9 protein-coding genes and 1 tRNA gene are annotated in these 15072 nt (G+C 41.4%); 2 read left to right on the top strand and 8 right to left on the bottom strand.

The window, feature by feature from the left end:
- Positions 1 to 2 precede the first annotated feature (2 nt).
- Positions 3 to 1832 (bottom strand): TrkH family potassium uptake protein, encoded by a 1830-nt coding sequence (locus tag GKD17_RS06265; RefSeq protein ID WP_008652720.1) that lies wholly within the window; start codon positions 1830 to 1832, stop codon positions 3 to 5.
- Positions 1833 to 2027: 195 nt separating this feature from the next.
- On the opposite strand from GKD17_RS06265, the gene GKD17_RS06260 reads away from it, so the two are divergent.
- Positions 2028 to 3392, top strand: a complete 1365-nt coding sequence (locus GKD17_RS06260) for a TrpB-like pyridoxal phosphate-dependent enzyme (RefSeq protein ID WP_007837579.1) — start codon at positions 2028 to 2030, stop codon at positions 3390 to 3392.
- A 323-nt stretch (positions 3393 to 3715) separates the two neighbouring features.
- Here GKD17_RS06260 and nfo read toward each other — a convergent pair whose 3' ends face one another.
- Together nfo and GKD17_RS06250 are read right to left on the bottom strand one after the other, a co-directional pair.
- Positions 3716 to 4552, bottom strand: a complete 837-nt coding sequence (gene nfo, locus GKD17_RS06255) for a deoxyribonuclease IV (RefSeq protein WP_007837578.1) — start codon at positions 4550 to 4552, stop codon at positions 3716 to 3718.
- Between the two features lie 42 nt (positions 4553 to 4594).
- Positions 4595 to 5884 (bottom strand): DcaP family trimeric outer membrane transporter, encoded by a 1290-nt coding sequence (locus tag GKD17_RS06250; RefSeq protein ID WP_007837577.1) that lies wholly within the window; start codon positions 5882 to 5884, stop codon positions 4595 to 4597.
- A gap of 142 nt (positions 5885 to 6026) precedes the next feature.
- On the opposite strand from GKD17_RS06250, the gene GKD17_RS06245 reads away from it, so the two are divergent.
- Positions 6027 to 6101: transfer RNA gene (locus GKD17_RS06245), tRNA-Glu, on the top strand.
- 346 nt (positions 6102 to 6447) lie between these two features.
- Here the strand turns inward: GKD17_RS06245 and GKD17_RS06240 are convergent.
- The 5 genes from GKD17_RS06240 to GKD17_RS06220 form a co-directional block, all read right to left on the bottom strand.
- The gene (locus GKD17_RS06240; protein WP_007837576.1) at positions 6448 to 7629 is read right to left on the bottom strand and encodes a TlpA disulfide reductase family protein; all 1182 of its coding nucleotides are present in this window, start codon (positions 7627 to 7629) and stop codon (positions 6448 to 6450) included.
- 18 nt (positions 7630 to 7647) lie between these two features.
- Positions 7648 to 9069 (bottom strand): RagB/SusD family nutrient uptake outer membrane protein, encoded by a 1422-nt coding sequence (locus tag GKD17_RS06235; protein WP_007837575.1) that lies wholly within the window; start codon positions 9067 to 9069, stop codon positions 7648 to 7650.
- An 11-nt stretch (positions 9070 to 9080) separates the two neighbouring features.
- Entirely contained in the window at positions 9081 to 12332 is a 3252-nt protein-coding gene (locus GKD17_RS06230; RefSeq protein WP_032936679.1) for a SusC/RagA family TonB-linked outer membrane protein, read from the bottom strand.
- Positions 12333 to 12524: 192 nt separating this feature from the next.
- On the bottom strand, positions 12525 to 14342 hold the full coding sequence (locus GKD17_RS06225) for a helix-turn-helix domain-containing protein (RefSeq protein ID WP_007837573.1): 1818 nt from the start codon (positions 14340 to 14342) through the stop codon (positions 12525 to 12527).
- A complete protein-coding gene (locus GKD17_RS06220) occupies positions 14339 to 14929 on the bottom strand; it encodes an epoxyqueuosine reductase QueH (protein ID WP_007837572.1) in 591 nt (196 codons plus the stop codon). Before GKD17_RS06220 ends, GKD17_RS06225 begins: the two co-directional genes overlap by 4 nt.
- Positions 14930 to 15072: the final 143 nt, after the last annotated feature.

The raw sequence follows: 15072 nt of genomic DNA, 5'->3' as shown, positions 1-15072 counted from the left end.
AACTAGTTGATTATGATGTTATCACTCGGATATTTATATTTCGTTATTTTTTTCTGTTTAATAAGGCTGGATATCAAAGTAAGCACCCCTACTCGTCCGATAAACATCAGAACAATGACAATCAGTTTGCTGTCACTTCCCAAAGTAGGTGTCAGATCCAGGCTTGAACCTACCGTACTGAGTGCCGAAGTACACTCAAAAACCAACGCCATCACTGAAGCCTGCGGCTCTAGAATGCTTAAACTAAAGATACCCGCAAAAACAATCAGCAGATAAAGAATCAATGTGGCATTAGAACGCCGGATGGAATCATGAGATAACTCCCTGTTGAAAATATTAACTTTATCGGCACCTATAAGAATAGCACGCAAGTTCAACATGACTACAGCAAACACATTCACCTTCACACCACCGGCCGTAGACTGCGTACCGCCGCCAATCATCATCAGCACCACCATCAGCAGCAACGTCTGCACACTGAAAGTAGTCATGCCCACACTTGAAAATCCTGCCGTACGGGGACAAGTCGCATTAAAGAAGCCCTGCACCCATTTCTCTGTAACCGTCATTCCCGCAAAAGCATGATTCCATTCGAAAATAACAATGGCCACAGTACCCGTCACTAGCAAGATAGCCGTCATAATCAATACAATACGAGTATTCAGGTTATATAAATGTATTTTACGGATTGTCCTCTTATTCTTTTTGACATAACGGTGATACAAGCGCTTGCTTTCATAAGAAACCGTCTCATACAGATTTACCAGTATCGGGAAACCTATACCTCCCAAAATAATCAGGAAAGAGATAGTGATATATAGCAAGTTATGATTATGAAGTACCAGTTCGTTACCTAAGTTTCCATACAAAGTAGAGAATCCAGCATTGCAAAAGGCAGAGATGGAATGGAAAGCAGAAAAAGCCAATTCCTCTTCAATATCCATACCCATAGTGCCATGTATACTTAAAAAAATAACCCCCATCCCTGCAGCCTCTATCGCCAATGTAAATCCTAATATATATAATAAGGTGGAAAGTAGCGAACTGAGTGACTGCGAGCTTACCATATCACGGACCACCAACTGATTGTAGAGCGAAGTATTCCCCATAAAAAACATAGCAAAGAAACTGGTCAGAGTCATGACTCCCAAACCGCCGATTTGTATCAACATGATAATGATGAACAACCCCTCGGGCGTGAATGTAGAAGAAACATCGACCGAGACCAACCCCGTGACACAAGTGGCACTGGTAGCGGTAAACAGAGCATCGATAAAAGAAATACCATGATAAGTGGCACGCGGAAGCATCAGTAACGCCGCCCCTATCAGAATAAATATGAGAAAACTAGATGCAAAGATCAAAGATGGATTGGTGCGCCTGCCCAGCAGCCGGACTATCCCATTAGACAATTGCAACAGTGAAAGCAAAGTGAGCAGCACCACATGATATAAACGGCTGTGGAAAAAAGACCAGAAATCATGAATTCCCCCTTGCACCTCCGGTTCATGGAAAATAACCGGAATCAAAGTCAGATAAAGCATCAGACTCAGTATCCACGCCAGTCCCCGGTACTTCCGCTTCGTGTCCGAGTAATTTAATAAAAGATGCAGGGAAATATCAACCAGAAAAACAATCCAGACAAAATGATACAGCATGTTTATCACCTCCATTTCTTCAAAAGAAATAAGAAATCCATGCTCATAAACCAATGTAAGGATTAACAAAGCCGACATCATATAAGTTATCCCGTCCATCCATTTCAGCAATCGCTCTATGTACGGTTTTACTAACTTCTTACGATAAATAAATAGTTTGTGTAAAGGTTCCATGTCGATATTATCTTGCATTAACAGAAAACAAACTTAATCAAAATATTCACATCTCTGTCTATAATAACAAATAACTTCGCATTTTTACTCTGACAGCCCCTTTTTTTATTGTTCCCGACAAAAAAGTAGTTGAAAATTAGTAAGGAATACTTTTTTTACCTAATTTTGACCGCAAAACTATTAAATTGAAAGATTATGAGCACAAAACAAAAACGTTTTATCTTACCAGAGGATGAAATTCCTAAATACTGGTACAACATACAGGCAGACATGAAGACCAAACCCATGCCGCCGTTGAATCCCAAAACCAAAGAAGCGCTGAAACCGGAAGACCTCTACCCCATTTTTGCTAAAGAACTTTGCAAACAGGAATTAAACCAGACAGACGCATGGATTGAAATCCCTGAAGCAGTGCGTGAAATGTACAAATACTATCGCAGCACACCATTGGTACGTGCCTACGGACTGGAAAAAGCACTAGGGACTCCCGCACATATTTATTTCAAAAATGAAAGTGTCAGCCCCATCGGCTCCCACAAACTGAACTCGGCTCTGGCCCAGGCATATTATTGCAAAGAAGAAGGTGTAACCAATGTCACGACAGAAACCGGTGCCGGACAATGGGGCGCTGCTCTATCGTATGCCGCAAAGGTATTCGGACTGGAAGCTGCCGTTTATCAAGTAAAAATCAGCTATAATCAAAAACCCTATCGCCGCAGCATCATGCAGACATTCGGAGCAACGGTCACCGCCTCTCCATCCATGTCTACCCGTGCCGGCAAGGATATCATTACCCGTAATCCCAATTATCAAGGTTCACTGGGAACGGCCATCTCCGAAGCTATCGAACTGGCAATGAGCACTCCCAACTGTAAATATACACTAGGGTCGGTATTAAGCCATGTCACACTGCATCAAACGGTTATCGGTCTGGAAGCCGAAAAGCAAATGGAAATGGCAGGCGAATATCCCGACATGATTATCGGTTGCTTTGGTGGTGGTTCCAATTTTGGAGGAATCTGTTTCCCCTTTATGCGCCACACTATCCTGAATGGAAAACAAACCCGATACATTGCTGCCGAACCGGCTTCGTGTCCGAAACTGACCCGTGGTAAATTCCAGTATGACTTTGGCGACGAAGCCGGATATACCCCGCTGCTGCCCATGTTTACACTGGGGCATAATTTCTCTCCGGCCAATATCCATGCGGGAGGTCTCCGTTATCACGGTGCAGGTGTCATCGTTTCACAATTATTGAAAGATAATTTGATGGAAGCTGTTGATATCCAGCAATTAGAATCCTTCCAGGCTGGTTGTTTGTTCGCACAAGCAGAAGGAATCATTCCGGCTCCCGAATCGTGCCATGCCATCGCTGCTGCCATACGCGAAGCGAATCAATGCAAAGAATCCGGCGAAGAAAAAGTGATCCTGTTCAACCTTTCAGGTCACGGACTGATTGATATGGCCTCATACGACCAATATCTGGCAGGTAACTTGATGAATTATGAGTTAAAAGACGAAGATATCCAGAAGAACCTGGATGAAATAAAAGACATGTAATCAGGGTATAAAATAACTGAAGGATACGGAAAGGATATATTATCCTATAAACTACGGCAAACTAAACAGTTGTATCCTTCAGGTTAAAGATTCTTTTACTGATAACTTCTATCTCCCAAGCTTGCGGAGTTAACTCCATAGCCTTTGGAGTTATCTCCATAAGCTTGGGAGTTAACTCCAAAGACTATGGAGATAGAAATAATGCGTTCAATCAGGTTTAGACATAAAATAAAAAAGGCTTAACCATACACATGAAAACACAAATCATTCCCACCTACAGGTTTACTATTAAAAGCATCACCACATCTCACTCAAAGCACAGGCTATAATTCAAAGCTGCGAAGCATTTTAATTTCATCCCTCCAAATGGTATCATCGGGAGTTTCAAGAATAACAGGCATATCGTTAAAACGGGAATCCTGCATGAAACGGCGAAAGAAATCAATACCAATCAGCCCCTTTCCGATACTGTCATGACGGTCTACCCGGCTGCCCAATGGTTTCTTTGAGTCATTCAAGTGAATGGCACACAAATAGTTTCCCCCCACGACTTCATCAAACTCGGTAAAGACCCAGTCATATTCATTCGCAATATCATAACCGGCGGTATAGGTATGGCAAGTATCCAGACAGACTCCCACACGAGATTTATCCTCCACCTTATCTATAATATATCTCAAATGCCAGAATTCATTTCCCACATTACTTCCCTGTCCGGCTGTATTCTCAATCACAGCAGTCACACCGGTCGTCTTATCCAAAGTCATATTGACAGACTCGGCAATCCTGTCCAGGCACTTCTCTATTGATATCTTGTTCAAATGACTTCCGGGATGAAAATTCAGCATTTTCAATCCTAACAACTCACAACGCCGCATTTCATCCAAGAATGCCGCACGACTCTTTTCCATCCCCTCCCTATCAGGATGTCCCAAGTTTATCAGATAACTGTCATGAGGAAGAATATACCGGATATCAAAACCTTCTTTCTCACAGTTTTCTTTAAACAGAGTAATACTCTCGACAGACAAAGGTTTTGCAACCCATTGCCGCTGATTCTTTGTAAAAAGAGCGAATGCGTCCGCTCCTATCCCTAATGCATTAACGGGGGCCATTTCTACGCCCCCGCTTACGGATACATGTGCACCTATTTTTTTCATTCTCTTTCCATTATTGACAGACACAAAGATACAGAGAATAAGTTAGAAATTATATTGTGCACTCAAGTTTATACGGTTTGCCTCACGGTTCACATCATTAAAATTCTCTCTCCAGCCATGCAGATATTCCACACCCACCTGCAGGTTATGGCTTATATTCCAAAACACATTAGCGACCAGATACTGACCTTTTTTATACTGGGTTTCATTAAAGTGAGCATAGCAATCTTCCGTAAACAGGCGTGACTGGCTATACGTAGCCGATGCGAATACCCGTTTCGAGAAATTATACTGTAATCCGACATACCATCCTTTCATGGGAAGTACCTGCATGCGCCCGGACTCGTCAGCCAAAGGAACGATATCTACATTCAAGTTACTGATATCATTCAAATATTGAGCAATACCTTTACCATAAGTATATTGTCCGTAAAGCTGGAAATTACCCAGTCTTGCTGTTCCCGATGCCTGTATCCCCCAACCGGTCAATGACTTTGCCTTATTATTCACTTGATCCTCATAAGTCATACTTCTCAAGATTCCTCCCACACGTATATGGCTCGCTTTCGCCCAGGAATACTGCACATAAGCAGGAATATCCGGCATCCGCTGCTTACCGATTCTCACATCTTTTGCCGGAGTTCCGTCTACTGAAGGCATTTCCACACCGACACCCACTTTCAAACCTTTAATCAAATTAGCTTCATAACGCAACTGGGTGGCCCGATAGAAAGTCATCCCGTCAGGTCCTTGAAAATCAATAGTCGGAGGAGCTGCGGCAAGATCCATAAACAATCCGGTATCATACCCCATGGTAAAACCCAAAAAAGATAAATAAGCATTCTGCAATTCAAAAGTCTTTCCACTTCCACGGAAGTTTCCGGCTGTATAAACGATGAAGTTGCCCAAATGCTTGGTTCTCCCCACCAATTTTAAAAAGATAGTGGAAGTGCTTGCATCCATCTGGAACTGATTACGGACAGCAGTGGATCCCGGTTGCGGAATGAGTGCAGGGATAAAGTCAACGTCATCCACTATCCCATTAAAATCATATTCCATTGTAGTTTTCAAATAACCACCGATACCCAATGCAAACTTTCCCTGTTGGTCAGTAAGTAAAAAACGAGGGGCACGGGGATCATGGAAATGCGGACGTTGCGTTTCTTCAAATACATTGATTAATTCCTCCTTGCCATTTTTATCTTTTGAGATAATAACAACAGGTCCCGGTCCTTCCAACTCCGGATAAAGATCTTTTTGTTGCGCAAACATCGGCGTAACAATCATTGCGCCCAGCATAAGGCAACTCATTGATTTAAAGATAGTTTTCATAAAAGTTAAGTTTAGGTAAATAGTCTATTCAATGGACTATGAACAAAAAGTTTAGAAAAAAGTTTGGGAAATGTTTGCAAATTCAAAAAAAGTCACTACCTTTGCACCCGCAATCGAGAGAGAAATCCTCGATAAAAAGGATGGCCCGTTCGTCTATCGGTTAGGACGCAAGATTTTCATTCTTGAAAGGGGGGTTCGATTCCCCCACGGGCTACCAAATAAAGAAGTTATCGAATATTCGATAGCTTCTTTATTTTTATCCTGCTTTGTGCAGGGTATGCCAACGGCTCAGTTAGAAAACGGCTCAGCCTTAAAATTTAGACCGTTGACCCGAAAATGACGGATTCATGAAGGATTGTGCTTTAAATTCTTCATAATAAACGACTGTAGGCAAGCGGATTAGACACTTATGAAGGATTTGAATCAAAATAAACCTGGATAGTCTTGTACAGGGGGGGCTGAATCAACAGAAGGGTCAGTCCGAAACATAAGACAACGGGACAGATCCAACTTATTCATCGACTCCGCCCCGTCCTATGTCAGAATGCCATAAAAGAATATGATTATTCAATCTCTCCAAAAAGCTCAGCCAGTTTATTTGCCAAAGCCTCACCACGAAGATTTTCTCCTACCATGACCCCTTGGGCATCTATCAAATACATAGTAGGAACAAATTTCACTTTATATATATCAGCAATACCTCCAGTATCCAAAAAATTAGGCCACTGAAGTTGTTCTTCTTTCAGCGCTTTTGTCCATTCCGCCTCTTTTTTGTCAATAGAGATACTTACAATCTGGAAACCCCTGTCTGCATATTGCGTATAGAGTTTTTTCAAATTAGGAATCTCCTTACGGCAAGGATTACACCATGATGCCCAAAAATCAATAAGGACATACTTCTTACCTTGGCACAAATCGGTTAAAGTTACCGATTTCCCATCTTGTGACTTGGCTGTAAAGACAGGCACTTTAGAACCGATCTGACTATCAGGAGCCACACTCTCTTTCACCATTTTTCCATAGCGGGAATGTTTAGCCTCTTCTGACAAGGCATCATACCACGGTTTCTGCTCTTCGGTAAGATAAGAAAACAAACTGATCATCATCAGAGGCCCCCAATAAGAATCTTTATTGTCCATAACTAATTTATAGTAAGTGGCATCTACCGTAGCAAAGAACAAACTATCGGCCACGGCAGATGCTTTGTAAGCTTCCGTAGCAACGACAGAATCCATCAAGATCTTATCTTTGGCAACTCTCGCTTTTCCATAGGCAGCACGGATATCCTTAAACTTCTCGTTATTCGTCACATAAATAGAATCCAAGGCATCACGTGTGCTCAATAATTTTACATATTTGTCCGTCAAAGGAGATCCCGTCACTGAAACCTGTGAGAAATTATAATTCACGGTTCCATTAAGGTTTTCAGAAGTCACCTTACCCTCCACGCTTATACTGCCATTCTCCAACATCAGAGGCATGGAACCGTATGCATCTTTCACCATCAGCCGTACAGCCAGAGGTTCATCCGCCACCCCTTTAAATATAAATTTTCCATCTACAACAGTAGTGTCCGCCACCGGTTTTTCATGACCATGACTTACAGGAAATAACTGTACATGGGATCCGTCAGGAATTCCATCAATTGCAGCTGTCAGTGTGTACCCCGTTACCGACTGCCGGGTACAAGATGCCATCATCACCAAAACAACGGCGGATGTTGCTAATAAATACATCAATTTCATAAAGTCTGTTTTTATAGGTTATTTAGATACATTTTGAGTGATAGTTCCATTACCCGGATTCTGAACGGCACCTGCCGGGAAAGGCATAATCCAAAGATGTGAAGCCGGGGTTAATGTATAAGTCTGCCCTTCCCATGTTTTGGATAGTGCACGTGCAAAAGTACCTTCGGCATTAAACCTCCGGGCATCAGCGAATGGCACAATAGTGAAAATCAATTCATTGTCTTTCGTACGTCGGATCAAGTCAATGGCTTCTGTCAAAGTTGAAGCCTGCAAGGGTTGATATATCTCCGGCAGAATACGGGTCTTACGTACCTTGTTCAACACATCCATAGCAGCAGAGAAATCATTACCTGTGACCTGACGTGCCAAACATTCGGCCTTGATGAGATATACCTCACAAGTGGTCAGACCAGCCCCGTTGAAATATCCTTTGGCCAAACCTTGATAGTAAGTATCCTGATTTACCGTGCGTAGTTTCCAGCGAGAGAGAAAACGTGCATCCCCTTCCTCGAAACTCTCCGCACGTTCCACCGGAATATTAAGTTCGCTGGTAGCATAGTTAGGATTACCCTCTCCACAACGGAAATAGTAATTCTCCACATAATCATACCCTGTCGCTGACGGTAACGACGGATAACTGTCTTCTTTTGTAATAGCTTCCTTATGACTGTTGTAATAAGATATCCAATCATACAGATTATCATTCTGTTCCAAAGCCATATCCGCGTATTTCAGCGCTTCTTCATAATTCGCCATTTGCAGATAAACCCGTGCCAAGAAGGCATAGGCTGCTCCCAAATTGGGATGGATAACAGTCCTTGACTGTTCGGGTAATCCTTGTTCTATGGCTTCTTTCACATCTTTAATCATGAAATCATAGATTTCTTGAATAGTGACCTGCTTGTGAGGAGCATTGATATCGGCACTGGTTATCAAAGGTACACTCAGTTTAGTACCGGCAGTTGCAGACACATAGGTATCAGCATAATAATTGGCCAGTATGTAATAGCTCATAGCACGAATCACTTTGGCATAAGCCATTACCTCATTGCGTTCGGAATCAGTCGCTTCGGTTGCAACGGGAACATGCTCCAGCAAGAGATTACAAGTGGAAATAGCCATATAACTACGGTAATAAGTCCCTTCGTCCTGATTGTTCAGTACAATTCTGTCCGCTGTTTCATTCCACAGATAATTGGCACTCGTAAGGGTAACGCTAGTCAGACTGCTTTGTCCTACAAATTTATCATTCAACAGATAAAGACTATTCGTTACAGGAATATAGCCAATGGTATATTCATCTCGCAGCAATGCTTCAAAATCAGCCAAGGTAGTAGGAATTTTGTTCCCTTTGGGAACAATATCCAAATAATCATTACAAGAAGTCAGATTTATCCACCCCAACACTGTCATTATCATAAATAGTATCTTTTTCATATTGCTCTCATTTAAAAGTTCAAATTGACATTACACAAATAATTTGGTTTACTATATCCCCCGAGCATCCATTTCACATCACGGCTTTTAGCCAAAGTGAACACATTTTCCATACCTAGCATGATACGTGCATTTTTTACATAAAACTTCTGACATACACTTGCAGGAACATGATAAGTAACAGAGAGATTCTTCAAGCGCCAGTTATCGGCATCAAGTACATGAATGGAAGCCTTGCTATAAAGGTCGGATGAGTAAGAATTATAATCCTTGCTTTCTGACGGAACATAGCGTGGTACATCGGTATATGCCTCATCACCAGGCTGACGCCAACGTTTACTCACATCCTTACTTGTCACTCCTAATCCCGGATAGGCTATATTGGTATTCCGCATTTTGTGCCCCCCTTCAAAAAGCAGTTGAGCAGCCAGTTCCCAATTCTTATAACGGAGATTGGTATTAACAGCCCCACTATAAACCGGAACAGAAGTTCCTAAATACACAGCATCCTCCACTTTTTGCGGTGAACTGCTTACATGGATATTTCCTTCCGAGTCATACACCTGAGGCTGCCCTTTACTATCCAGCCCTGCCCACAGATATCCATAAATGGCATTATAAGGCACTCCAACACGGGGATAGGCGGCAGGATAATCGAACTGAAGAAAAATAGCAGGTGCTTTTACATTGACATAAGTCACTTTATTCTTATTGTATCCCAGCACACCACCTACGTTCCAATTCCAATCTTTTCCCATAATGACATCACCGGAAAGAGTCAACTCGAATCCACGGTTTCTCATTTTACCATTATTCATGGTATAAGTAGAAAAACCAAAACCTTCGGTAGGTACTCCATTGGTATTGGCTAACAAATCCACGCCCGACTTATTATAATATTCAATAGAACCGTTCAATCGATTTCTAAACATAGAGAAATCTACACCAATATTAGCTGTAGTTGTCTTTTCCCACCGCAAATCAGGATTAGGACGGTTGCTGATAGTCCCTTGTATGCCGCCCACATGGGTATTATTATTATAATAAGCCGTCATATAAGGAGCAGAATTCTTGGCGATGTTACCACCGATACCATAACTGAAACGCAGTTTCATCATATTTATAAATGAAACTTTAAAAAAAGATTCTTTGTCCAGATTCCAACCAGCACCTACCGACCAGATAGGTTTCTTCTGATACTTGGAACCAGTAGCAAACAAATTGGTACGATCCCAACGAATGCTTCCTGTCACCATATATTTACCATCATACGTGTAAGCTGCATTCCCATAAAAAGAAACAAAACGATTTACCAGTTCATAGATGTTGGAGATATCATTTTTATTGAATGATACATAGTTTCCCAAAACTCCGGTATAAGTATTACTCAGCACCCGTTCATCAATAAGATCATAAGTTAGTAAAGCCGGATCATAATTATAATATTTCCGATTATTGTATTCCGTCTTATTTTCACGTACTTCCATACCAAACAAAGCGGTCACATCATGTTTTTCTGCAAATGTCTTGTTAAAATCCAATTGCTGACGGAAATTATAAGCACGAATACTATTAGTTCCCGTTGTATAAATATTGCCATAAGGAAGATTATAAGTAGCCTGGCCACTCCCACTTGCATCAGTAGCAAATGTATTTACTTTATTACGCACAGCATAGCTTTCCTTATCTTGCAATTGGCTTGTCTTATATTCCCCTACTTCATATTGGAACGAAGCAGTGTATCTCAACCAGTCTGTGAATTTAAAATTAAGTCTCGCAAAAGTACGATTACTAAAATTCTTACTCTTCGACAAGTTTCTTCCCAATTCGTCCAAAGGGGTAATATCCATACTATACAATCCGTAAGAAGAAATAATTTCCTGTTGTGACTTACTGTACCGGTCCGCAGCCGTGTTAGTATAGTAGCTTCCATCGCCATTCAACAACGAACTATAAGGAACATAATTATATCCGGGTGAGGTCAGATTATAACTCTGCGTTGTACCATCTCCATAATTCAGATACGTTCCCAAATCCAGACTCAGCCATGAAGTAAGCCGGGTAGTGTTCTGCAAATTCAATCCGAAACTCTCGCTGTCAGTATATTTATCTTCTTCCCGGTTATTCCTGTAAGACAGCGAAGCATTAAATGTATTTTTTTCCGTTCCACGCCCGATATTCAAGTTATATTGTTGCGAAAACGGATTTCGTTTACCATATTTCTTCACATCATCATAATAACGGAATCCCTGTGAAGCCAGTTCATGTAGCGTCTGCTCCATTTGTGCTTCGCTGATCGCACCTGTATGATGTTTTAAAATAGCCTGTACCCCCAAACAGGAATACATGGATGCATTGTCCAACAAATTCTGTGCATATTGGGATGCTCCCTCTCCTTGAAGATTAGGATTCATGGCCGCCCACTCCTTTTCCATCTCTATCATGTCAGCCGTACCGGCCAAGTGACCGGTATAAAAATTATAAGGGCGTACTGTCAATGTCGCTGAAAATGATACATTCAGCTGATTCTTTCCGGCTTTTTTAGTAGTGATGACTACTACACCATTAGCAGCACGAGCACCATAGATAGACGTAGCCGCGGCATCTTTTAATACCGTAATATTCTCTATATCCTCTATATTCAAATCAGGCACATTTTCGACCCAGTTGCCCAGTCCGTCAGAAATAGTTTTCTCTACCGGAAACCCATCAATCACATACAGAGGAGTAGTAAGTCCGTTCATCGAAGTCACACCACGTATCTTACCGTCACTATAACCTGCTATTCTTCCCTCCATCAATGAGCTGACACTACTTAACCGTTGAGTTTCCAACTTTTTCGAATCTACTTTCGCAAATGAACCGGTAGCCCGTTCCCTGGAGATAGTCTGATATCCGGTTACCACCACCTCGTCCAGCAGTTCGGAGGCCGGCTCCAAAACAATTCTGTAACTGTTCGCACTTGTCAATCTTACTTTCTTTGATTCATAGCCCAAGTAAGAGATTTCTATCTCTTTCGCTGTGCGGAGCAGGGTCAGCCGGAAGTGCCCGTTCATATCGGTTATGACAGCAGCTAGTTCCTCCCCTTTCGTCTGGCTCACCTGACGGATGTGAGCGGCAGGCAGGGGATCTCCATTCTCATCTACAACTATACCGCTGATCATCCGGTCTGTTTGTGCATATGCCATTGTTCCACACAAAAACAATGCAACGAAAACCATCGCCAGTCGAAGTAGCTTTCCGTGGTAATCTGAATGTTTCATACTCTTCATAGATTTAATATTAATACTGTTTATAATCACTTTTTAAGTCCCGTTTTATTGTTAAAACAGTTTTGCAGCTTATATCGCGCCGATAGCAAATTAATGCATAAAGTTTTAAATTATAGCAAAAATAGGTTATCCAAATACAGCAATTGCCGCATTTGGATAAATTTATGATAGCAAATTAATAGATTATCTATTTTTATGCAATTCCTGCACTTTGTTTCTATACTGAGCGGGAGTCATACCAGTAGCCGCCTGAAACTGGCTATAAAAAGTAGTCATGGAATTAAAGCCCAATTCAGCTGAAATCGCCTTTAGCGGAGTTTGGTTATCAGGATCGGAAAGTAAACGGACTGCCTCTTTTGTGCGGAAACCATTTACAAATTGAGTAAAAGTCTGCTTGGTCTGCTCATTAATAATTTGAGAGAGATAAGTACGATTAGTTCCCAACATTTCCGCTACTTTCTCTTTGGTCAGCAAATTGTCTGTAAATACCTTCTCCTCCCGCAACAGCGTTTCCAAACGCAGAAATAAATCCTGCTTCTTTTCATCTGTCAACGAGGATGAAGCATATTTCTCAGGTTGCGGCAAAGAAGTTTTCGTCGAGTCCGTAAGATATTCTTGTAAAAGAGCGGACTGGCGGCCTATCTCTGCAAACTGCTCGTCTATTTTATTCTGCAATTGCTGTTCACGCCGGATAGCGTCCTGATTTTGCTTCACAATGGTAAGGTACAGCTTATTTTTTCTGTAATATAAGTAATATAGTAAAGAGGCAGCTATGAAGATACAAATAAATCCGGCTATAAGCAATTGCATCTTATTTTCCTTTTCCAATAATTCCAGACGGTTTTGTTTTATCTCGTTTTCCTGCCGTTCCATATCGTATTTTGCACGTATCTCCCCCACGGCACGTTCCTTTTCCGCATTATATAAGCTATCTGTTTCCAGCTGATAGAGCTTATGATACTTCAACGCCTCTACCAGCATACCATCTTCTTCATAACATCGGGATAAAGCCTGCAACAGGTCACTTCGATAAATGGCATTAGCCTGTTGGTAAGACAGTTCTATTCCGGCTTTCAGCATCCAGACAGCCCGGTCATACTGATGATGCTCCATTAAAATTTCGGCATAGCCCAAATAGGAATTCATCACTGAAGAAATATTTCCCTGTTCTTTCAAATCCAAAGCCTTCCGGAAAAAGCCCAGCGCTTCATCATCTTTATTCAATTTATGCAGAATATATCCATAAAGATTGTAAACGTTTGATTGGTCATAAAAGTCATTCTGCACCATGGTGAACTCCGCCTCCTGAATATATTTCAATGCTGTATTATAGTCACTCTTCAAATAATACATATAAGCGGTATTGGTTGAACCACTATAAATCAGATAAGGATCTTTCCGTTCATGTCCCAGTTCATAACATTCAAGGGCATATTTCAATCCTGTGCTATCATTTTTTAAATAATAAATACCGGCAATATTAGAAAGTAAAATGGAATAGAGTCTGTCATAATGACAACGTCTTGCAGCTTCAACTCCTTTGAAGAAATAAGTAAGTGAACGATAATAGTCTTTTTGGACATTCGATGCATAAAGTCCCAGACCATTATATACGGAACATAAGGCGGAATCATTTTTATTACTTTCACCTATCAGCCTGGCCTGCCCTAAATGACTATAAGCCTCCTTTACATTTCCCTTCATCATATGGGCCTGCCCCAGACAAATATGAGAATAAATTACAGCGCCATTGTAATCCCGTTCATTATAACCCATCTCAAACAATTGTCGACCATAAAAGATAGCCTGATCATAATCTGCTTTATTCAGATAGAGAAAACTAACTTTCCGAAGCGCTTCTTTATCTTTAGGATACTTTTTCAGATACTCCAACTGTACATTAATGGCATTATTTATTTCTTCTTGCGCCTCTGAAACAACGGGCAAGAGTCCCAATAACATTACAACCACCCACAGTTTAAGCATCCTCATTCCTGTCATTCTTCCTTTTCTTCTTTCCGCATACTGAACTCACAGCCACAATATTGCTGATTATAAAAATTATATTCCTTAATGATAGCAATGCGACGCTCGCTCAATCCACCTTTACGCCAGTTCTGTTCCCAATAAGTGACATCCGGATAAGGGGCCGTAGCATATCGGCCCGCTTCCTCTATCTGCTCTAAACTTTTCCAACGGCTGGAAGCAAGCGTAGTAGTGATAACCGGGAATCCATGTTCGTGAGCATAACGTGCGGTTTCCTGCAGTCGCATCTTGAAACAACGCAAGCAACGGCCTCCTCTTTCAGGCTCTTGCTCCATTCCTGCCATTCGACAACGCCAGGCATCATGATCATAATCGGCATCTATAATTTCCAATCCCAAGGATTGGGCGTACCGCGTACATTCGTCCTTGCGGATAATGTATTCCTCCAACGGATAAATATTGGGATTACAATAATAGATAACCGGAGTGACACCATGCTGCATCAAGCACTCTATGATGGCTGATGAACAAGGAGCACAACAAGTATGAAGCAACACCTTGTCGGCTCCTCCCGGAACTTCAAGCTGGAATTTCTTTTTCATACGGCAAATTTAATAGATATTTGCCATACTGACCAACGGTTCGTATAATTTTTCTATATACACATTATATGCTGCAAAGTTTTACCTCCAACCCACTTTAAACTCTTTGATATAATAAGAATTAATAATTAAAGATAATTCAT

It is taken from the genome of Phocaeicola dorei (assembly GCF_013009555.1).
In the GTDB taxonomy this organism is placed as follows: domain Bacteria; phylum Bacteroidota; class Bacteroidia; order Bacteroidales; family Bacteroidaceae; genus Phocaeicola; species Phocaeicola dorei.
This window is presented reverse-complemented; position numbering and strand designations above follow the sequence as displayed.

What these genes read in the sequence shown, in the direction of transcription:
- GKD17_RS06265 (WP_008652720.1), bottom strand. Translation starts at nt 1,832, where the DNA reads ATGGAACCTTTACACAAACTATTTATTTATCGTAAGAAGTTAGTAAAA.
- GKD17_RS06260 (WP_007837579.1), top strand. Translation starts at nt 2,028, where the DNA reads ATGAGCACAAAACAAAAACGTTTTATCTTACCAGAGGATGAAATTCCT.
- nfo (WP_007837578.1), bottom strand. Translation starts at nt 4,552, where the DNA reads ATGAAAAAAATAGGTGCACATGTATCCGTAAGCGGGGGCGTAGAAATG.
- GKD17_RS06250 (WP_007837577.1), bottom strand. Translation starts at nt 5,884, where the DNA reads ATGAAAACTATCTTTAAATCAATGAGTTGCCTTATGCTGGGCGCAATG.
- GKD17_RS06240 (WP_007837576.1), bottom strand. Translation starts at nt 7,629, where the DNA reads ATGAAATTGATGTATTTATTAGCAACATCCGCCGTTGTTTTGGTGATG.
- GKD17_RS06235 (WP_007837575.1), bottom strand. Translation starts at nt 9,069, where the DNA reads ATGAAAAAGATACTATTTATGATAATGACAGTGTTGGGGTGGATAAAT.
- GKD17_RS06230 (WP_032936679.1), bottom strand. Translation starts at nt 12,332, where the DNA reads ATGAAACATTCAGATTACCACGGAAAGCTACTTCGACTGGCGATGGTT.
- GKD17_RS06225 (WP_007837573.1), bottom strand. Translation starts at nt 14,342, where the DNA reads ATGACAGGAATGAGGATGCTTAAACTGTGGGTGGTTGTAATGTTATTG.
- GKD17_RS06220 (WP_007837572.1), bottom strand. Translation starts at nt 14,929, where the DNA reads ATGAAAAAGAAATTCCAGCTTGAAGTTCCGGGAGGAGCCGACAAGGTG.